Source organism: Phenylobacterium immobile (ATCC 35973) (genome assembly GCF_001375595.1).
Lineage (GTDB): Bacteria > Pseudomonadota > Alphaproteobacteria > Caulobacterales > Caulobacteraceae > Phenylobacterium > Phenylobacterium immobile.
In genome coordinates this window covers 2667353-2686455 of record NZ_CVJQ01000001.1, presented here as the reverse complement: position 1 = coordinate 2686455, position 19103 = coordinate 2667353, and the positions used below count along the sequence as shown (strand labels likewise).

The window sequence follows — 19103 nt, the reverse complement described above, 5'->3', positions numbered from 1 at the left end:
GACGCGTGGATGCGTTCAACCGTCCGCCGCGCCGCGCGCCGCGGTGGAACGCGACCGTCTATTAATTTGGCATAATAGCATAACCTTGCCCCTTCGCCTTCGTTGGGCTGGCGATGATGCTGGCGGCGCGGAGGCTCACCGCGGATCTGGCGGCCGCTGTGGCGGTTGATGATTAAGACGACCTAGGCGTCGTCAACCGCGCGTTCGACCAGTTCGCGCCAGGTGGGATCGGAATCGTCCACCAGATCGACATCCTCAAGCAAGGCCACCGCCGAGCCGCCATCCGGCAGGATGATTCCCAGGACTTCCATCGCCTCTTCTTCGAGGCGGTCGTGGATTTCGGCCTGGACGACTACGGCGGCCTGCGCGCTGTCGTCATCCCACCAGATCACGGGCTGCGGCAGCTCCATCGGCAGGGGCCGCGGATCAATCGAGTCGGCCAAGGCGAAGATCGCGCGGCCAGCCTGGACGTCATCCAGTGTCGCCGCGGCGCCGGTGAACGACGTGAGCCGACGCCAATCATCGACGTCGAATCCGCCGCCATCGCTCTCAAGATCGTCGACGGGCAAGGGCCTACTTCTTCATCCAAGGCCGTGACGCGCCGGCTGCGACGCCGGCGGTCGGCTTGGGCGGGCCTTTGCCGGTCGGCCGGCCTGCCGACTTCGCGTCCAGAGCGGCCTTCTTCAAGCGCAGGGCGCGCTGCATCGGGGTTTCGTCGGCGGGCGCTTGGTCATCCATGACGCGACTCTAGCACGGACAGGGCGCGGCGGGACGCGCTAAGCTCGCGAACGGGAGCGCGTCCAATGATCCAAGAGCCATTCGCCCTGCTGAGCTATCTGCTGGCGGTGATCGCCGGCCTGTTCGCCCTGGCGCGCCTCCCGGCGCTGGAGCGGCTGTTTCACTTCGTCCCGCCGGTGCTCTGGATCCTGCTGATCCCGACGCTATCGACGACCTTCGGTCTAATCCCGAAGGAGCACGCGCTCTACGATTGGCTGCAGGACTACGTCATGGTGGCGGCGCTCTTCCTCCTGTTGACGGCGACCAACCTGAAGAGCATCGCCCGACTGGGCGCCCCGGCTCTGATCATGATGCTGACGGCTTCGCTCAGTCTGGCGGTGGGGGCGGTGACCGCCTTCGTGGCTTTGCGCCTCTGGCTTCCCGCCGACGCCTGGACGGCCTTCGGCGCGCTGACGGGTGTCTGGACCGGTGGCTACGGCAACATGCTGGCGGTCTCCACCAGCGTGAACGCCTCGGCGGGGATGGTCGCCAACGTGATCATCACCGACACCATCATCGGCTACGGCTGGATGAGTCTCCTGATCACCATGGCGGGGATGCAGGGCCGGCTGGATCGTTGGATCGGCGCGGACCGAACCGTGCTCGACGACCTCAACCAGCGACTCAGTGAGATGCACGCGGCGCACGACCGGCCGGCGAAGGTCGGCGACCTGGCCATCATGATCGGTCTCGCCTTTGGCGTCGCATTCATCGCCGCGGCCGCAGGGGGCGTTCTGCCTTCAGCCGGAGGCGTGATGAGCGCCTTCACCTGGACGGTCATTCTGGCCAGCGCGGCCGGGATCGCCTGTTCGCTGACGCCGATCTCCCGTCTCCAGTACGCCGGCGCCACGCCGGTGGGGACCTTCCTGCTCTATGTGGTCTATGCCGCCATCGGCGCCCGGGCCGACTTGCGAGGCGTCGCGTCGGCGCCGCTGTTCCTGCTGGCCGGCGTGCTGATCCTGGTCTTCCACGCCGCGGTTATGTTGCTGGTCGCGCGGCTGTTGCGCGCGCCCGCCTTTCTGCTGGTGACCGCCAGCCAGGCCAATGTGGGCGGAATGGCCACGGCCCCTATTGTGGCCTCGGTCTATCAGCCCGCGTTGCCTGGGGTCGCGGTGCTGCTTGTCCCGCTGGGTCTGGCCTATGGCACCTTCGTGGCCTTGGCGGTGGCCGCCGTCTGTCGCGCGCTAGCCTAGGGAGCCTCGCGAACAAACCGCGGACCAAAAAAACTTACACCGTAAGTCTTGCGCGCCCGCAGGGGATGGGTTACATCAACCTTACACTGTAAGGAGAGCGCAAATGATCCATGTTCCCCCCACCGCCGCCGCCGCCAACGCCGTTCTGACCAGCCGTCCCGACACCAACGTGGCGGGCCGCCAAGCTGTGACGCGCACCTACGACTGGGCCAACAGCTACGGCTCCGCAGGTCTCGCCGGCGAAACCGAAGCTCAACTGGGCGCCTTTTTCGCCTGGTGTATCGAAGGCCGTCTGGCTCACCCGTGAGCATCTGCGCCAGACGGGTTGCTCTCCGGGACACCTGACCTCCCCCAGAAAGTGTCCCGGGGAGCCTTGTCCACAGGCGCAAAGCTTAACTTTAAGCGCCTAGGCGCGGAACCGGGCTTCTCAGCCGACGTTTTCACCGGGCGTACAATGTAAGTACAATCCCCTTCGAGGGGAAACGCCGGGGAGCAAACCATGAGTGAGAGCCACAACTACGGTATCAGCGAGATCGTCGGATCGTCAGAGACTTCGATTGAAGATGCGATCCGCAATGCCATTGAGCATGGGGCCCAGAACCGCCGCTCTATTCGTTGGTTCGAGGTTATCGAGACCCGCGGTCACGTCGTCGACCAACGCGTGGCTCACTTCCAAGTGACCGTGAAGCTTGGCTATACGATCGAGGATTAACGCCGGTCGTCAGGCGCATTCTCGATAGGGCTCACGCGCAGTCACGCTTCGGCGGACCACGGTGCTTTGTTGAGGCCATCTTCGTCCCTGCCCAGGCCGTAGCGCGCATGAAGCTTGATGCGAATGCAACGATCTGCAACGAACGGCTATGGTTAAGACAACAATCAAGGCCGCGGTAGCGCGTGATCCTCTAACGCCTGAGCGGATTATCGCCGCAGCGATCGAGATGATGGACCAAGACGGCGTCGCTGCGCTTTCAATGCGGCGCTTGGGATCCAGGCTCTCGGTGCAGGCGATGTCGCTGTACAACTACTTCCCCAGCAAGGAAGCCCTGCTGGCTGCGGCCAGCAGCACTCTCTTCGCCACCATTCAGAATCCGCCGGCGGCGAAAGACCCTATCGATGGTCTTCGCGATGTCATGATCGCCTTCCACAGCCTGGTGGAGGCCCACCCCAGCATGGTCGACCTGATGTCGTCAGGTCCTTCCGTCCAGGAGCTTGTCGCCCGGGGAGAACGAGATCGCGCGGCGCTCGTCTCCGCGGGCTTCGTGGATGACGCCCACCTTGCGCTAGGCGGCCTGGTCGCTTTCACGATTGGCGCGGTGCGGCAACGACGTCAGGCGACCGCGGAGGGGCGGCAGATCGCATTCGAATACGGGCTGGACATGATGCTGAGCGGCCTGCGTCAGGAGGCCCATCGGCGCGCCGGAAAGTCCGACGCGCCGGTCTAGGTCTTCAGGTCAGACGGTCAGCCGTCTTGACCCCTTGGTTATCGAAGTACTTCAGCGCGATAAAGAATGGGATCACGCCCAACGCCAGGGTGAAGGGTGCGAAGGTCATGGCCCAGCGGAGCGCCAGGACCGGTCCCATTGTCGGCGCGAGCGCGTCGCTGATCATGCCAACCACGAGCGGGCCGCCGGCTTGGCCGACGACATTGGTGGCGATAAGCGTCGCCGCGGCGACCATGCCCCGGAAGTTCGCCGGGACCAGCTCCATCGATAGCGCGAGGTACGGTGCGACGCGGAAAGCAATGGTCAGCGCCCCCCAGAAGCCGCCGAACACCATCCATTGCCAGCTGGGCGCCCAGGCGTAGAGGAAGGCGGCCGGAACGGTGACGATGCCGGCGATCGCCGGCAGCAGCACGTTCCAGCGCTCGGATTTGCGCTTGCTGGCGATCCATCCGGTCAGGAAGCCGCCGCCGATGCCGCCGAGGATGCCGCCGATCGCGCCGATTGGCGCGTTGATAGCGCCGACCTCGGTCATGCTGAGGCCGAAGCCGCGCATCATCAGAGCAGGGCCCCAGGCGCCCAGGGTGCCGTTGCCGAGACCGGTGATCGCCGTGCCTAGCAGAATCAGCATGAAGGGCTTCGAGCGCCACATGGCCTTGAGCGCGTCATTGATCGTCGTGGTGTCGAGACCGACGTTGATCGGCTTCTCGTCGGTGGCGCCTCGGATCGGCTCCCGGACCGTGAATTGCACCAGCAGGGCGATGAGGATCCCGGGGATCGCCAGGAAGTAGAAGGCCGAGCGCCAGCCGTACTGGTCGGCGACGATGCCGATGAACGGGGTGATCAGAACAGCGCTGAACGGCTGGGCCATGTTGAAGATGGCGATCATCTTCGGCCGCGTCTTGCGTTCGAAATAGTCGGCGATCAGCGACATCGAGGTGGGCGTGCTGGTCGATTCGCCGACGCCGACGCCGGCGCGGGCCAAGGCCATGGTGGCGAAGTTGCCAGCCACGCCGCAGAGGCCTGTGGCGACGGACCAGAGCGCGACCCCCAAGGAGAGGATGCTGCGGCGATTGCCGCGGTCGGCCCAACGGGCGATCGGAATGCCGAACAGAGTGTAGAACAGGACGAAGGCTGCGCCGGTCAGCAAGCTCATCGAGGTGTCGCTGGCGCCGAGGTCCATCTTGATGGGCTCGAGCAGCAGACTCATCACCGTACGGTCGGCGATGCTCAGCGCGTTCGTCAGCGTGAGGATCGCCATGACGTAATAGGCATAGGCCCTCGTGGTCGTACGCTGACGTCCGCCGGTAAGGTCGGACATATTTCCCCCTAACAGGACCTTTGTCGGTCCGCATTGATGCCCAGAACGGGCTTAGCCCGCCGTGTTTGCGGCGGGCTAAGTTTCGATTTTTTGGCGCTTAACGCTTCAGATTATGGAAACTTCGATCGTACCAGACGGCCGGCGGTCCTCGCTCGACCATGTTGACGGCCTCTACGAGCCCCACCAGGATTGTGTGGTCTCCCCCGGGATGCTCGGCGTAGAGCGAGCATTCCAGGCTGATATCGAAGTCTTCCAGCACCGGCACGCCACGGGCGCTCAGGTGATACCGCAGGCCTTCGAACTTGTCGGGATTCGACGAGGCGAAGCGCATGGCCAGATCCTGGTGCTTGGCGCCCACGATGTGGGCGGCATAGGCGCCGGAGGACTGGGCGGCGAGCGCGGTTCTCGCACTCGCCGCCACACTGGCCAGAACCAGCGGAGGATCCAGCGACAGCGACATGAAGGCGCTGACTGTGGCCCCGACAAACACGCCGGCGCTATCCACACTGGTGATCACCGTGACGCCCGCCGGGAGACCCGAAAGCGCGTCGCGGAAAAGTTCAGGCTGGATCCTCACCATCTCGGTAACCCTTAGGCCGTCGCCGGCGCGGGGGCCTTGGCGTTCTGCACAGGGTGCGACGCGGCCGGGTAGGACAGCGTCATCGCCTTGTTCCGTTCCCGACGAGCCGGCGGTTGCGGCGTGGCGGGGGGCACCGGCATGTCGGCGCCGGGGCCGGCCAGGACGCGGTCGATCGTCGCGTACAACTCGGTCTTGTCGTAGTTGAGATAGAAGCCGGCGGTGTTGCGCACCGGGTCGCCCGAGAAGAACTTGATGTACTGGCGCAGACGTTGGCCGAAGGCCTCGCCCGACAGGTCCCAGGCCAGCTTGAACAGCTTCACGCGGTCTTCAGCCGTCACACCCGGACGGCCACGGACGTACTTGTCGATGTAGCCGCGCAGTTCGGGGTTGTCGAAGTCGCCCTTCGACGGGGCGTAGAAGTAACCGCCGCCGGCCAGGGTGTTGATGATCTCGACGAACTGGGCGTGCAGCGCGCCGGCTTGCATGTGAACCGCGGCAAGGCCAGCGCCGTAAGAGACCCAATAGCCATCGGGACGTTCCACGGCCATGGCGTCGGAACCGTAGAACTGCGCTTTCACCATTTCGAGGTGCTGGAGCATAAAGCCCAGCTTTTCCTGGATGTGCAGGAAGCCGGTGATGCCAACCGCGTCAGCGACGCGCACGGCGGTGCCGCAGAGCAGCTCCATGCAAGCCAGGTTGCGCGAAGCGGTCTGGATGTTGACGGCTGCACGGGGATCCATGCCGGCGCCATTGACGATATCGCCCGAACCCGGCGAGCCGTCGACGACGATGCGGTCCCAGGGGATCAGGACGTCGTCAAAGATCGCGACGCAGTCCATTTCCTCGAAGCGGCTCGACAACGGGTGGTCGAACAGGGTCCGGCCGCCCGGCGAGAAGCTCTCGCGGCAGATGAACTTCATGCCCGGGGCGTTGGAGGGGATCGAGAAGACCAGGGCGTAGGCGTCATCGCCGGGGGCGACGCCGCCGAAGGGCTGGACCAGCATTTCCTCGGTGAGGGCGGCCATGGTGCCGAGCATCTTGGCGCCGCGGACGATGATGCCTTCTTCGGTTTCACCGACGCGGCCCAGGTGCAGGAAGGGATCTTCCTGGTTGGCCGAGGTGCGGCTGCGGTCGATCTGCGGGTTCACCAGCACGTGGGTGAGGTACAGATCTTCTTCACGGCACTTTTCATAGTAGCGCTTGGCGTTGCCGGCGTACTTCGGTTGTGCGGCGCTGTAGTGCTCGTCCGAGAACTGCCACATGGTGACCAGGGCGTTCATGAAGTCAGGCGCGCGGCCCATGGTGCCGAAGTTCAGGTCGGCGCGGGCCTTGAAGTGGCGGCGGCGCTTGATGATGTCTTCGCGCGACTTCGGTGTCATGAAGCCGGTCGAGACCAGGTCGCCGGTCGTGGGCGATTCATAAAGGCAGATGTCGCGGAAGTCGGGATGATGCTGGAGGTCGTACTGCTCCATGATCGACTTGATCGGGCCCACGAAAACCGGGTGGGTGGTGATGTCTTCGACGCGTTCGCCGTTGAGCCACACCTCGGGCTGGTTCACCCGCATAGATTCCAAATACTGTTGACCTGTCCGGGCGCCCATGGCCTCGACCCTCTTCTCTCTGTTGGCACGCCTTAATGGCGCCTGACTGCAAACTTACGCCGTAAGGCTTAGGAGTCAAGAAGAACCGTAGCTCAGCTTCTCTTCCACCTAAGTGACTAATTTTAATGAATAACAAGCGCCGCCTCGCGCGGTGAAGTACCAGGTTCCGCCAAGTTTTTTTGGGCTCGGCCTTACGATCGGCTCGCCTGGCGCCTACCGTGCCAAATTCCGCACTCATAACCAGGGCCGCAGAATCGATGCCCAAGGCGATCCGGATCCGACGCTACGGCGACCCTGACGTCATGGTTTACGAGACTGTTGAGGTCGAACCTCCCGCGCCTGGCGACGTCAGGATCCGCATGACCGCAGCGGGGATCAACCACACCGATCTCGAGATTCGCGCGGGCGTCTGGCCGATCGCCAAGGCCGCGCCCTTTCCATACACGCCCGGTGTCGAGGTCGTGGGCGTGCTCACTGAAGTGGGCGTCGCGGTGTCAGATTGGTCGCCGGGTCAGGCGGTGGTCACCATGATGCAGGGCCTGGGTGGCGTACTGGCGCGGCGGGCCGGGGGCTATGCGGACTATGTGACGGTGGGCGCCGATGCCATCGCAGCCTTGCCCGATGGCCTGACGCCGCTTGAGATGGCGACCATCGGCCTCGGTGGTGTCACCGCTTATGAAGGTCTTGGCCGGATCGGCGCGGTCGCCGGCAAAAGAATCCTGATCACCGGCGCCGCCGGCGGCGTCGGCTCATCAGGCGTCAGCATCGCCAAGGCCCAAGGCGCGACGGTGATCGCCATGGTCTCGCGGGACGCCCATGGGGACTATGCGCGCAGCCTGGGCGCCGATGAGGTGATCGTCGCCGCGAGAGGGACCGCACCGCAAATCCCACCGGAGTCGATCGACGGGGTGCTCGATTCAGTCGCGGGGGTCGTCTTCAGTGCGGCCGTCCGCGCTCTGCGGCCCGGCGGCGTCCTGTCTCTTGTAGGCGCCATGGCGGGCGGCGACGTCGCCTTTGACGCTTGGACCCTGATCCGCCCGCTCACCCTGACGGGCTACAGTTCGGAGGATTTAGATGGCGTCGCTCTGGACCGTGTCGTCAAGGCGCTTGCCGTCTTGAAAGGCGACGGCATGGTCCTGCCGGAGTCGCAGACGGCGCCGCTCGCAGAGGCCGCCGCGGCGCACCGTCTTCTGGAAACGGGCGGCGTTAAGGGGCGGGTCATTCTCGTCCCTGGCTAGACCGATCGGTGGTGGGTGGTTTCGGCGAGTTCTTTTCGCCCGACGATTTTGAGTCCGAAGCCCATTGCGGCGGGGAGGACGGTCTGTGAGGAGCTGAGGAGGATGAGTTCGCCGACGCCCATGTCGAGGAGGATCTGGGCTCCGATGCCGTAGTCTCTCAAGGTGTGGTCGCTCTGGTTGTCGTCGTCGGCGCCATATCGCTCGGAGAGCCACGCGGGATTGGGATCGCGGATGAAGACGGCGACGCCTGCGCCGTCGTGGTCGGCGATGGCCTTGAGGGCCGCGGGGACGTAGTCGCGGCGCTTTTCGACGTGGCCGAGCATGTCGGCGGCGATGTCGACGCGATGCATGCGCACTAGGGTGGGCCTGTCTGGATCGATGCGGCCCTTGGCGAGGACCAGGTGCTCGGTCCGGTCGAGCACGTTGCGGTAGACGAGCATGCGGAAGCGGCCGCCGTAGGCGGAGTCGAAGGGGCGTTCCAGCACGCGCTCGACCTGGCGCTCGGTGCGGCGGCGGTAGGCGATGAGGTCGGCGATGGCGCCGATCTTGAGGCCGTGCAGCTGGGCGAAGGCGACGAGGTCCGGCAGGCGGGCCATGGAGCCGTCGTCCTTCATGATCTCGCAGATGACGCCGGCGGGGTTGAGGCCGGCCATGCGCGAGATGTCGACGGCGGCTTCGGTGTGTCCGGCGCGGACGAGGACGCCGCCGTCCTTGGCGACCAGGGGAAAGACGTGGCCCGGCGAGACGATGTCGTCGGGGCCTTTGGAGGGATCGACGGCGACGGCGATGGTGTGGGCGCGGTCCTGGGCGGAGATGCCGGTGGTGACGCCTTCCCGGGCCTCGATGGAGACGGTGAAGGCTGTGCCGTGGCCGGACTGGTTGTCGACGGCCATGGGCGGCAGGCGCAAAGCCTTGGCGCGTTCCGCCGTGATCGACAGGCAGATCAGGCCGCGGGCGTAGCGGGCCATGAAGTTGACCTGCTCGGGCGTGGCGAACTGGGCGGGGATGATGATGTCGCCCTCGTTCTCCCGGTCCTCAGCGTCAACCAGGATATAGGGCCGGCCGTTGCGCGCCTCCTCAATGATCTCCTCAATCGGAGAAATCGCTCGTTCAAAATGCGAGGCCACGGCATCAAGGCTATCTGACGCCTGTGATCTTATCATATCTTCCTCACAAGCTAGCGTTGTTAAGTAGTCAAAAAAATTCCCACCCTCATTGCTAAGGGTGGGAAGTTCAATTGGAGGTAAAACAACAGCCGCTGAGATAATGCTTAAAACCTCAGCGCCAATAAAACTTACGACGTAAGTTTCTCCCGCGTCAATCCGGCTCGTGAATTGATTTACGCCGTAAGATCACGAACCCGTGATCCGCACTCCGCCTCGCGTGTGAAATCGTCCGCATAATTTCCAGCCGTCAGCCTTCGCGCCAAACCCTGGCGGCAGTCCCATAATCCGACAATAATTCGTATGGAAACAATAGGATAATCCCGACCCGCACAGCGGGCCCGTCGCAGACTTGCGACCGATGACGGACCATCCGCCTTAGCTTTCACCTCCCAGCCTTACAACGTCAGGCTTGACAGAAGCCCTACGGTGTAAGTTTCTTCCGCCCACAAAGGCGCTCAAGCGCCATTGCGTCGTCGGACGCGAACTTGGGACGGAAACTATGGGCGCACGTACAGGCCAGAACTATCTCGACTCCTTGCGGAATGCTCAGCCGGAAGTGTGGCTGAACGGGGTTCGCCTTGAGGATGTGACGACGCATCCGGCTTTTACCGGCCCGATTCAGTCGATCATGGAGCAGTACGATCTGCAGCATGATCCGAAGTTCCGTGACATTTGCCTCTTCCCGTCGCCGACAACGGGCGAACCGGTTTCGACCTCGTTTCTGATTCCGCGTTCACGCGAAGAGATCGTCAAGCGCCGCCGGCATTTCAAAGCCCGCGCCGATCAGAACTTCGGCACCATGGGCCGGGCTCCGGACTTCATGAACGCCTGGGTGTCGAGCTGGAATTTTTCGGCCGAGCACTACGGCAAGGTCAATCCCAAGTACGGCCAAAACGCGCTCGCCTACCTTGAGCATGTTCGGGAAAATGATCTGTTCATGACCCACGTGCTGGTCAATCCGCAGATCGATCGCAACAGGACATCCGCCAACCAGGAAGATCCCTTCCTGCATCTCGGCCGCGTCGGCGAGACGGAAGAAGGCATCATCGTTCGCGGCGCCAAGATGCTGGGCACTATGGCGCCGCTTACTGAAGAACTGGTCGTCAGCCCCTTCGGCGGCGTGGCCCCGGGCGACGACGCCTACGCCTTGGTCTTCGCCATTCCGACGAACACCAAGGGCGTGAAGTTCTTGTGTCGCGAAAGCTATTCGCCGGGCGACAAGACGTTCTTCGATCACCCGCTGAGCAGCCGCTTCGAGGAGATGGACTGCGTGGCCATCTTCGATGACGTCCTTGTGCCCTGGGACCGGGTCATCGTCGACGGCTCGCCCGGCAGCGGCCTCGTGGTGAACTCCGCGCCCATGGACCCGCGGTCCGGCATGATGATCCAGACCTCCTCGCGCCAGATGGCGTCGCTGGAACTCCTCATCGGCGTGGCCACCAAGCTCGCCGACGCGATCGGCATCACCGGTTTCCTGCATATCCAGGAAAAGCTTGGCCAGATGCTGCAGACCTACGACCAGGTAAAGACGAGTTATCTGGCGGCCGACGCCATGGCCTTCGAGCGGCCCGACGGCTACTGGGTCGCCTATTCCGACGGCATCGGGGCGGGCCACCGCCTGGCTGGTTCGATCCACCAGCAGTACGTCGACATCATCCATACCCTCGCAGGCGGCGGTTTCTTCTATGCGCCATCGAAGGGCGATTTCGATAACGCCGAGCTGCGGCCGTATATCGACAAGTATGTGCGCGGTCGCCCCGGTGTCAGCGCCGAGGAACGGGTCAAGCTCTTCAAGCTGGCGTGGGACTTGACGGGCGACGCCTTCGGTCAGCGGATCCGCCAGTACGTCAAGTTCTACAGCGGCGACCCAGTGCGTAACTCGGCGGGCTTCTACCTCGGCTACGACAAGTCGCCCTTCTTTGCGACCGTGGAGCGGGCCTTGGTCGGGCCTGGCGCTGATCAACCCGTGCCGGCCGTCGGCTACACGCCGCCCGCGCGCCGCGAGCGAAATGCGGATCTCACCCTGAGCTATCCGGCGGCGTCACACCCCACGACACCTAAAGCTTCAGTGACCTAACAAAAGATAGTTCTTGAGGTTGCAAGTATTGGTGGAGACATTATCGCCACACCTTCAATATTAGTCACTCGAACACGAGGTCATTGTTCGGGAATCACATTGACTTAATGTCCTTACCCCGTAAGGATGGTACTGGAGATCGTGTATATTGGGAAATCCACATCAACCTCTGCGAAGATAGAGGTGCGTGTACGTGAAAGGTCGAGTAGATTTTTCATTGTAACGGATCAATATATCCGTCGTCCTGGAGTGTGACAGTAGTTAGTAATGCTTTTGCGAATTTTGAATTCGCAAATTGGATCCAAGAAAATATTGAGTTCATCCAGAACCAGTTTGGATTTCTCACAGGGAAATCCACGGCCTTAAAACAAATATGGGGGAAGCGCCATGAATCTACGAACACTCCTGTTGTTGGGAGCGAGCGTCGTCGCGTCTGCGACGGCGATCGCCGCCTCGGCTGCAGCGCAGGACGCTAGCAGCGTCGCCGTCGGCGAAGTCATCGTCACCGCCGAACGCCGCACGCAATCTATCCAGAAGTCGTCACTGGCCATCTCGGTGCTGTCGCCCGAGGCCCTGGCCCAGGCCGGCGTCACCCAGGCCCGCGACCTGGTCAAGCTCGATCCGGGCGTCCAGATCGGCCAAGGCGGCCCGGCGACCCAGATCTACGTCCGCGGCGTCGGCGACTTCGGCTCGACGCCGTTGACCAACCCGGCCGTGGCCACCAACGTCGACGGCGTCTACGTCGCCCGGTCTCAGTCGATCGAAGGCAACTTCTTCGATCTCGAACGGATTGAAGTGCTGAAGGGACCGCAAGGGACCCTCTACGGCCGTAACTCCTCGGGCGGCGTGCTGAACATCATCAGCCGCAAGCCGACCCTGGGCTCTTACGGTGGCCGCGCCAGTCTCGAAGTCGGCAACTACAAGCTGGTGAACGGCGAAGCCGCCATCAACGTGCCGATCGGCGAGAACGCCGCGATCCGGGCCTCGACCCAGTTCGTCACCCGCAACGGCTATTCGACCAGCGGCTTCGACGACGACAAGCACGAGAGCTTCCGGGTCAGCGGCCTGTGGAAGCCCAATGACCGCTTCTCAGCCCTGCTGATCGCCCAGTACACCCACGTCGGCGGCGTCGGCCCGGCCCAGGTCTTCAAGGGCCCGCTGCAGGCGGTGACGCAAAATCTCGTTAACGCCCGTCTGGGCAATGTGCCCTATCCGAGCGACCCGCGGGCGGACTTCTTCGATCCGGAATACCGCCGGATCTATTACGCGGTGGCGGTCGCCAACAACAACTGCGCGCCCAACACCCGCTTCACCCTCGGCGCCAGCGCCAACGGCCCGGTCTATACCCCGATCGGCTCGCAAGGCCTGTGCGGACCCGGCAACAGCCAGATCCTGACCCCCACCGAGCCGGGTGTCCGGACCGTCATTCCGCACGTGAACAACAAGTTCAGCAACCTGACCGCGCAGTTCGACTACGACCTGGGTTTTGCGACCCTGACCGTGCTGCCGGCCTATCGCGAAGTGCGCAACGACTACGTCACCTTCCCGGGCGGCGTGTTCAACTCCGCGGCCCGTCGGCCTGAGAAGTCCGACATGCGGTCCTTCGAAGCCCGCCTGGGCAACTCGTCGGAGCGCCTGACCTGGGTCGCCGGTCTCTACATCTTCGACGAACGTCAGAGCGCCATCACCGGCGGCGTGATGTCCTACACGATCCGTAACGGCAACGCGGAGACCTACTACATCTTCCGCAACCAGGCCGAAGCCCTGTTCGGCCAGGCGACGTTCAGCGTCACCGACCAACTGCGCCTGATCGGCGGCCTTCGCTATACGAAGGATCACCGGGCGGTGGACGGCAAGATCTTGCAGTACAGCCTGCTGGGCGGCCAGCCCTGGTTCCCGGCTGGCAACGGCCCGAACTCGGGTCTCTGCTACCTGAAGCCGGATCCGTGCACGCGCGACGTGTTCATCGGCAAGAAGGACTTCACGGCGACGACCGGCAAGGTCGGCCTGGAGTACGACCTGACCGAGCGCAACATGCTGTTCGTCACCTATGCGCTTGGCCAGAAGGCGGGCGGCTTCAACGCCACCTCCGTCCTCGGCGGCGCGCCTGGCGAGGCCTCGTTCTACCGGCCTGAGAAGCTGAACGCCCTGGAAATCGGTTCGCGCAACCGCTTCCTGGACAACGCCCTGCAGGTGAACCTGGAACTGTTCCACTGGACCTACAAGGACAGCCAGCAGAACTTCAACTTCCTGTCGGGCGCTGGCCTGCCGACCAACGGCTACACCAACGCCGGTGAAGCCAAGATGTACGGCGGCGACATCGACGTGACCTGGCGCTTCACGCCCAACGACGTCTTCCATGCGGGCGTGGAGTACAACCACGCCAACTTCGGCAAGTTCGTCTACACCGGCGTGAATGTGAACTCCGCAGCTTCCACCTGCGCGGTCAGCCCTCAGACTGTCCAGCCGGTCCCCGGCCTGACGTTCCAGAACGTCGACTGCTCGGGCCGTCAGTTGATCCGCACCCCGCGTTGGGCCGGCACGGTGGGCTATACGCACACCTTCTTCCTGGAGAACGGCGCGACCATCGATGCGGGCATCAACACCCAGTTCGCCACCCTGCGTTGGGGCGGCGTGGCCTACCTGGATGCGATGAAGCTCAAGGGCTACTTCACCCAGGACGTCAACGTGACCTATCGCGATCCGGCCAAGTGGTCTGTGGGCGCCTTCGTCCGCAACCTCTCGGACGAGCTCGTCTACACCGGCACCGACTCCAACCCGAACTACGCGGGCATGGTCGTGGCCAACATCAGCTCGCCGCGCACCTTCGGCGTGCGGCTCGAGGCCCAGTTCTAAGCCTCCAACACAGCTGACGACTGCGGCCGCGCCCACCAGGGCGCGGCCGTTTTCGTTCGAAGACGGCGTTGACGGAGCTTCGACAGTTACCACCGACACGGCGAAATTGCCCGACACGTGGGGGAGTGTCGGTTGAAGGGGGTAAGCTTCGGATCGCCCGGCGTCGGCGCCGGCAGGTCCTCCATCCTCAGAACGTCCGCGGGACGCTTCTCATGATAACGCACGACCTTCATGACCTGCACTCCACGGTTTCGATCCGAGCGCCTTGCGCGTCGACGGAGTCGAGAGAGCAATGCGCGAGCCCCGCGCAACGCCGTTAGCGCGGTGATGCGATCGACGCGTCCTTGAGGCGCAGACGCGGATGCCGATCCGCCTAATGATCTCTCTGCGGGGTCGGGAAATGTGCGCCCGTCGGCCCGTTTGAGGCCTGAGTGCATCTCCTGGGACCGCAGCCTCAATTCAGCTGAAGCTATGGGCCGCTGTGTCCAGCGCGGTCGCCCGCGAACGCCGACCGCGTGTCGGCGCCCCCTGTGCGATGTCGAATTGGCCCCGGGCCGCGGCTCCGTAACGCTACGTAGAGCACGCTCCGGAATGTCGGTGCTTCGACAAGAAGCTTAGCACCATCGCGTCAACAGACTTGATGTCGAGGAGCATAGTCATGATCACCAGCGAGCCCTTAAGGTCGATCCCTGCACGCGCAGTGACGGATGGATACGCGGCGATCCTCACCCATGTGGAGGCGGGGCTAGCCAGCAGCCAACGCGTTGAGGTGGCGGCCAACCTCGCCAGGTCGATGGGCGCCCGCCTCATCGGTCTTGGCGCCCAGACGATCGAGCCGATCGCCATGGTTGATCCGATGATGGGCCCTGCTGCGGATTGGACGTCGCTTCTGCAGGAACAGGTTGAGGCCGATCTGGTCGAGGCGCAGCGCGCTTTCGAGCGAGACGCCGCCGGCGCCGATCTCGAGTGGCGCGCTGTTCAGGACTATCCGGTCCAAGCCATGGCCAAGACCGCCCGCGCAGCGGACCTGATCATCGCCAGTCCAAAAGGTCGGGGCGGATCGGTTCGCTCTGTCGACCCTGCGGAGCTGGTTGTTCAGGCGGGCCGACCAGTATTGATCGCGCCAAGGTCCGCCCATCATTTTCACGGCCGCACGGTGATTGTGGCATGGAAGGACACGCGCGAGGCGCGGCGGGCAGTGGCGGACGCAATGCCCTTCCTTCGCCGGGCGGACGACGTCATCGTCCAGGTGGTCTGTGGCAAGGATGAAGACGCGAACGCCGTATTCGTGACGAACGATGTCGCCACGGCCCTGCGTCGCCATGGCGTGGCGGCGCGTACTGCGATCACTCACGGTAACGATCAGGACGCCGCGGACCTGCTGCGTAGCGCGGCGGAGCTGAACAGCGCCGACCTGATCGTCGCTGGGGCCTACGGTCACAGCCGCGCGCGGGAGTGGGTGTTTGGCGGGGTGACGCGCGCGCTGCTTCACGAGCCCACTTGCTACGTGTTGCTGAGCCACTGACGACAGGCGCCGTGTTGGAAGAGCCCGGCGCGCGGCGCCGGGCCTGTTCGCCCTCAACGCCGCACAGTCGTGTCCCGACGCATGGCGATGGATAGCGGTGGGGATCGCAATAGGCTTGATCGATCGCAAGGCGGGCTTGGCGCGGCTGCGCAGCATGCAGGCGCGGCGGTTGCGGAGGATGACATGGCTGACGGCGCTCCCCTGGTGGTCGAGCACGACCGCCTGGAACGACGGATTCGTGATCAACTGGCGGCCCTCCCCCAGATTCATCGCGCCTTTCTGCAAAGCCCGGATCCGCAACGGGTGCATGCCTTGCGCCGAGCGCTGCGGCGTCTCGCCTTCGCGCAGGCGCTCGAGGCCGCCTGTGCGAAGGCGGGACGCAAACCCACGCCCCCCGTTAAGCGGGCGAACCGCTTGCTCGGGCGCGTGCGCGACCTTGATGTGCTGAGGCTGCGGCTCGAAGAGGAGCGCCCCTACACCCTGGCGACGAACGCCGATGACCTGCTGGCGGCCCGCCTCTTCCACAGGCGTCAGGATCTGGTGATCAAGGCGACCCACGCCCTTGGCGCGCCGCCCCTGGGCCCGTATCTCGCAGGCGCCCTGCTGGAGGATACCCTCTGCAGTGTTGACGTTGGGCGCCTCGAGGCCGTGCTGCGCGATATCGTGGTCAGGCAGGATCGAAAACTGCGCCGGGCTTTGCGCGCGAACACGCCGATGGGACCCAGGGCGCAACATCGTCTGCGGCGGCGCGCCCGTCGCCTTCGTTACGCTGTTGAATTGCTGGCGGGCGACGCCGCCTCACACGCCTACATGGATCGTCTTGCAGAGCTTCATTCCACCTTGGGCGATGCGCATGACCGGCACGTGCAGAAGCGCATCGTGAGGCGGTTGTTGCCCGAGGGAGAGATATCGAGCCTGGATTTTCACGCCACGATGGACGCCGCTCAGCTTCGCGTCCTCGGCGACCGGTTGCCCAAGCTTCCCGACGCCCTGGCGTGACCCTTCCGAACGGGGCTCATCGACGGCCACCCTCGTCTGGCCAGGATTGAGACGGGCGATCGGCAGGCGCTTCTCGACGCTTACGGCTCCGCGCGCCAACCAGGCCGGCCGCTTGACAACCTTGCGCTCGCGCAGGCCGCCGCCGCCCGCAGCCTCGATTAACGGGGTCGGTCGCGCAGGTGATCAAAGTACGCCGCCAGGTCGTCGACATCCTGATTGGGGATCGTGACAGGCGGCATCTGTCTCACGCCATGGGCGGAGATCGTCGCGAAGCGGTCGAGCAGCAAACGGCCCTCAACGACCTGCGCCAGCCCCCGGAAGGGAGGCGCCTTGTAGGGCGCTCCATCGTCCGAGCCGATGTTGTGGCAACCGCTGCAATTGGCGCGCGCGAAGCGCTCTCCGCGAGCGACCGCGCGTTGACCGCTGTCGACGGCGGCTATGGCCTCGGCGGAACATGCGGGGTCGGCGCCGGCAAGCGCGGCCGCCAGAGCGAGCGCCGCAGAGGCACGGACGTTAAGCGAGACGAGGCGCTGCATCAGGCGGCCATGGCTTCGAGCGCCTTGCGCGGTGAACGGCGTCGCTTTGGAAGTCCAAGGGAAAGGGGCAGGCGCCCTTGATGCGCGACCGTCGGCTGTCGGGCAAGCGGTGACGCTTCTCGCAATGAAATAGAGCCGGTCGGCGGGATACTCAAAAGTGCGGACATCGCACTCGCGGAGGACATTGAGCCGGGCGCCCAGGCGAGCCGCCGCGGCGCCAAGGCCTTCGGGTTTCGGCGCGTGGGTGAGGGAGTCGGACATCGCGGAACCTCGTTTTCAAGCTCCGATGGTTAAGCGAAGGGGCGGAAGGGCTGTATTTCGGTCGCTCCTCTAAGTAGCGCTACGGAGTCGCCCGCGGGCTTGGGACGCAAGGTCGCCTTGATGCAGCGCAAGTCGCTGCGTCTGGACCTGCTGCAATAGGCATGCGGAGGTGCCATGCCCCAAGCAGCCCAAAGCCTAGCCCTCGCCCTCGCGATCGGTCTCCTTGTCGGTATTGAAAGAGGCTGGCGCCGACGCGACGCCCAGGAAGGGCGTCGCGTGGCGGGCGTGCGCACCTTCGCACTGATCGGGTTGCTCGGCGGCCTGGCGGGCCTCCTAGGCCAGGCCCTGGGCGGGACCGCTTTCGCTGCGGTTCTCATTTGCTTCTCCCTTGCGCTGGTTTCCTGGAAGAGCCGGGAGCAGGCGACGAGCCGTGACCTTTCGATGACGGGTGTGGTGGCGGGCCTGGCGGTCTTCTGCTTGGGCGCCGGCGCGGTGCTGACCGACCAGACCGTCGTGGCCGGCGCCGGCGTGGTTGTCACCGGCCTTCTGGCGTTCAAGACGCCCATTCATCGGTGGGTCACCCGGATCACCTTGGAGGAATTGAGAAGCGCGATCGTGCTGCTGGCGATGACGCTCGTCGTATTGCCGCTGATCCCGGATCGCGCTTTTGGACCGAGCGGCGCCGTCAACCCTCATGAGCTTTGGCTGCTGACGATCATGCTGACAGCAGCCTCTTTCATGGGCTACGCGGCGGGCAGGTCGCTCGGCGAAGGCCGTGGTCTGGTCGTCGGCAGCCTGGTCGGCGCCGTCGTCTCCTCGACGGCGGTGACCTTTAATCTCGCGCGGACGGCCAAGGTTACACCCAGTCTGGCTAAGACCGCGGCGGGCGCGGCCGCCTTGGCGAACGGGGTCATGGCCGTCAGGATCGGGCTGATCTCCGCCGCGTTCTCGCCGCCCCTGGCGCTAAGGCTTGCGGCCCCGCTCGCAGTCTTCGCGATGGCTTCCGTGCTGTTTGGACTCCTCTTGCTCAGGCGCGGTGATATGGGACCACCCCTGGCGGCTCCCACCGTGCGCAGCCCATTCGACTTGGTCGTCGTCTTCAAATTCGCCGCCGTGCTGGGGGCGGTGCTTGCCCTGGCCAGAACGCTTTCGGCGACGTTTGGCGCGTCAGGGTTGCTGGCGGTCGCGGCTCTCGGCGGTCTGGTCGATGTCGACACGGTGACGATCGCGGCGGCGCAGGCGGTCATCCTGAGCCCCTGCGCGCTTGGAACGTCCGCTGGAGCGGTGGTTCTGGCCGTGGCGATGGATTCGTCGACAAAGATGGCGCTCGGCTTCTTCCAGGGCGGGGGGCGGTTCGCCTCATGGTTCTCCGCCTCTACGCTTGGCGCCCTGATTGCGGCGGCGAGCGTGCTCGCGCTCCAATGGCGCGGCATCCGCTTTTGGGGCTGAGGACGGAACCCGGCCTCGGAACGCCCGGCGCGTTCGCCAAGCCGGCGCGCCGACAGGGTCTCCGCGATGGGTCACGCGGCGCCGT

At 64.5% G+C, this 19103-nt stretch carries 17 protein-coding genes; 10 read left to right on the top strand and 7 right to left on the bottom strand.

Going from position 1 to position 19103, the window contains the following annotated elements; translation table 11 throughout:
* Positions 1 to 182: 182 nt before the first annotated feature.
* Together BN1313_RS13130 and BN1313_RS16615 are read right to left on the bottom strand one after the other, a co-directional pair.
* Complete coding sequence (locus BN1313_RS13130) at positions 183 to 569, bottom strand: hypothetical protein (RefSeq protein ID WP_091741533.1); 387 nt, start codon at positions 567 to 569, stop codon at positions 183 to 185.
* Positions 570 to 573: 4 nt separating this feature from the next.
* On the bottom strand, positions 574 to 738 hold the full coding sequence (locus BN1313_RS16615; protein ID WP_176696016.1) for a hypothetical protein: 165 nt from the start codon (positions 736 to 738) through the stop codon (positions 574 to 576).
* A 65-nt stretch (positions 739 to 803) separates the two neighbouring features.
* Between BN1313_RS16615 and BN1313_RS13125 the strand changes: the two genes are divergently transcribed.
* The 4 genes from BN1313_RS13125 (at position 804) to BN1313_RS13110 (ending at position 3412) form a co-directional block, all read left to right on the top strand.
* A complete protein-coding gene (locus BN1313_RS13125; RefSeq protein ID WP_091741530.1) occupies positions 804 to 1970 on the top strand; it encodes a DUF819 family protein in 1167 nt (388 codons plus the stop codon).
* 103 nt (positions 1971 to 2073) lie between these two features.
* Positions 2074 to 2277: a hypothetical protein gene (locus BN1313_RS13120; protein WP_091741527.1), complete on the top strand. Its 204-nt coding sequence runs from the start codon at positions 2074 to 2076 to the stop codon at positions 2275 to 2277.
* 192 nt (positions 2278 to 2469) lie between these two features.
* Positions 2470 to 2682 carry a dodecin gene (locus BN1313_RS13115; RefSeq protein WP_091741525.1) on the top strand — a complete coding sequence of 71 codons (213 nt, stop codon included), beginning with the start codon at positions 2470 to 2472 and terminating at the stop codon, positions 2680 to 2682.
* Between the two features lie 148 nt (positions 2683 to 2830).
* The gene (locus tag BN1313_RS13110; RefSeq protein ID WP_091741522.1) at positions 2831 to 3412 is read left to right on the top strand and encodes a TetR/AcrR family transcriptional regulator; all 582 of its coding nucleotides are present in this window, start codon (positions 2831 to 2833) and stop codon (positions 3410 to 3412) included.
* Positions 3413 to 3416: 4 nt separating this feature from the next.
* Here BN1313_RS13110 and BN1313_RS13105 read toward each other — a convergent pair whose 3' ends face one another.
* From BN1313_RS13105 to BN1313_RS13095, 3 genes are all read right to left on the bottom strand, one after another.
* On the bottom strand, positions 3417 to 4730 hold the full coding sequence (locus BN1313_RS13105) for a spinster family MFS transporter (protein WP_091741520.1): 1314 nt from the start codon (positions 4728 to 4730) through the stop codon (positions 3417 to 3419).
* A 97-nt stretch (positions 4731 to 4827) separates the two neighbouring features.
* Positions 4828 to 5310 (bottom strand): flavin reductase family protein, encoded by a 483-nt coding sequence (locus tag BN1313_RS13100; protein WP_091741517.1) that lies wholly within the window; start codon positions 5308 to 5310, stop codon positions 4828 to 4830.
* An 11-nt stretch (positions 5311 to 5321) separates the two neighbouring features.
* Positions 5322 to 6911 carry a 4-hydroxyphenylacetate 3-hydroxylase family protein gene (locus BN1313_RS13095; protein WP_091741514.1) on the bottom strand — a complete coding sequence of 530 codons (1590 nt, stop codon included), beginning with the start codon at positions 6909 to 6911 and terminating at the stop codon, positions 5322 to 5324.
* Positions 6912 to 7168: 257 nt separating this feature from the next.
* On the opposite strand from BN1313_RS13095, the gene BN1313_RS13090 reads away from it, so the two are divergent.
* On the top strand, positions 7169 to 8149 hold the full coding sequence (locus tag BN1313_RS13090) for a quinone oxidoreductase family protein (protein ID WP_091741511.1): 981 nt from the start codon (positions 7169 to 7171) through the stop codon (positions 8147 to 8149).
* On the opposite strand, the gene ribB is transcribed toward BN1313_RS13090, so the two are convergent.
* Positions 8146 to 9312 carry a 3,4-dihydroxy-2-butanone-4-phosphate synthase gene (ribB, locus tag BN1313_RS13085; protein WP_091741508.1) on the bottom strand — a complete coding sequence of 389 codons (1167 nt, stop codon included), beginning with the start codon at positions 9310 to 9312 and terminating at the stop codon, positions 8146 to 8148. The two genes, BN1313_RS13090 and ribB, sit on opposite strands and share 4 nt — an antisense overlap.
* A 502-nt stretch (positions 9313 to 9814) precedes the next feature.
* Here ribB and BN1313_RS13080 point away from each other — a divergent pair.
* The 4 genes from BN1313_RS13080 (at position 9815) to BN1313_RS13065 (ending at position 16772) form a co-directional block, all read left to right on the top strand.
* Positions 9815 to 11392 (top strand): 4-hydroxyphenylacetate 3-hydroxylase family protein, encoded by a 1578-nt coding sequence (locus BN1313_RS13080; protein ID WP_091741505.1) that lies wholly within the window; start codon positions 9815 to 9817, stop codon positions 11390 to 11392.
* Positions 11393 to 11779: 387 nt separating this feature from the next.
* Positions 11780 to 14248, top strand: a complete 2469-nt coding sequence (locus BN1313_RS13075; RefSeq protein ID WP_091741482.1) for a TonB-dependent receptor — start codon at positions 11780 to 11782, stop codon at positions 14246 to 14248.
* 658 nt (positions 14249 to 14906) lie between these two features.
* Positions 14907 to 15773, top strand: coding sequence for a universal stress protein (locus BN1313_RS13070; protein ID WP_176696014.1), 867 nt, complete (start codon positions 14907 to 14909; stop codon positions 15771 to 15773).
* Between the two features lie 183 nt (positions 15774 to 15956).
* The gene (locus BN1313_RS13065; protein ID WP_176696013.1) at positions 15957 to 16772 is read left to right on the top strand and encodes a CHAD domain-containing protein; all 816 of its coding nucleotides are present in this window, start codon (positions 15957 to 15959) and stop codon (positions 16770 to 16772) included.
* Positions 16773 to 16930: 158 nt separating this feature from the next.
* On the opposite strand, the gene BN1313_RS13060 is transcribed toward BN1313_RS13065, so the two are convergent.
* A complete protein-coding gene (locus BN1313_RS13060; RefSeq protein ID WP_091741473.1) occupies positions 16931 to 17569 on the bottom strand; it encodes a c-type cytochrome in 639 nt (212 codons plus the stop codon).
* A 174-nt stretch (positions 17570 to 17743) separates the two neighbouring features.
* Here BN1313_RS13060 and BN1313_RS13055 point away from each other — a divergent pair, with 174 nt between their 5' ends.
* A complete protein-coding gene (locus tag BN1313_RS13055; RefSeq protein ID WP_091741470.1) occupies positions 17744 to 19018 on the top strand; it encodes an MgtC/SapB family protein in 1275 nt (424 codons plus the stop codon).
* Positions 19019 to 19103: the final 85 nt, after the last annotated feature.

Bases quoted from the DNA above. Each gene is read 5' to 3' on its own strand.
- BN1313_RS13065 (WP_176696013.1), top strand. From the start codon at position 15,957: ATGGCTGACGGCGCTCCCCTGGTGGTCGAGCACGACCGCCTGGAACGA.
- ribB (WP_091741508.1), bottom strand. From the start codon at position 9,312: ATGATAAGATCACAGGCGTCAGATAGCCTTGATGCCGTGGCCTCGCAT.
- BN1313_RS13115 (WP_091741525.1), top strand. From the start codon at position 2,470: ATGAGTGAGAGCCACAACTACGGTATCAGCGAGATCGTCGGATCGTCA.
- BN1313_RS13110 (WP_091741522.1), top strand. From the start codon at position 2,831: ATGGTTAAGACAACAATCAAGGCCGCGGTAGCGCGTGATCCTCTAACG.
- BN1313_RS13090 (WP_091741511.1), top strand. From the start codon at position 7,169: ATGCCCAAGGCGATCCGGATCCGACGCTACGGCGACCCTGACGTCATG.
- BN1313_RS13080 (WP_091741505.1), top strand. From the start codon at position 9,815: ATGGGCGCACGTACAGGCCAGAACTATCTCGACTCCTTGCGGAATGCT.
- BN1313_RS13055 (WP_091741470.1), top strand. From the start codon at position 17,744: ATGCCCCAAGCAGCCCAAAGCCTAGCCCTCGCCCTCGCGATCGGTCTC.
- BN1313_RS16615 (WP_176696016.1), bottom strand. From the start codon at position 738: ATGGATGACCAAGCGCCCGCCGACGAAACCCCGATGCAGCGCGCCCTG.
- BN1313_RS13095 (WP_091741514.1), bottom strand. From the start codon at position 6,911: ATGGGCGCCCGGACAGGTCAACAGTATTTGGAATCTATGCGGGTGAAC.
- BN1313_RS13060 (WP_091741473.1), bottom strand. From the start codon at position 17,569: ATGTCCGACTCCCTCACCCACGCGCCGAAACCCGAAGGCCTTGGCGCC.
- BN1313_RS13070 (WP_176696014.1), top strand. From the start codon at position 14,907: ATGATCACCAGCGAGCCCTTAAGGTCGATCCCTGCACGCGCAGTGACG.
- BN1313_RS13100 (WP_091741517.1), bottom strand. From the start codon at position 5,310: ATGGTGAGGATCCAGCCTGAACTTTTCCGCGACGCGCTTTCGGGTCTC.
- BN1313_RS13120 (WP_091741527.1), top strand. From the start codon at position 2,074: ATGATCCATGTTCCCCCCACCGCCGCCGCCGCCAACGCCGTTCTGACC.
- BN1313_RS13125 (WP_091741530.1), top strand. From the start codon at position 804: ATGATCCAAGAGCCATTCGCCCTGCTGAGCTATCTGCTGGCGGTGATC.
- BN1313_RS13075 (WP_091741482.1), top strand. From the start codon at position 11,780: ATGAATCTACGAACACTCCTGTTGTTGGGAGCGAGCGTCGTCGCGTCT.
- BN1313_RS13105 (WP_091741520.1), bottom strand. From the start codon at position 4,730: ATGTCCGACCTTACCGGCGGACGTCAGCGTACGACCACGAGGGCCTAT.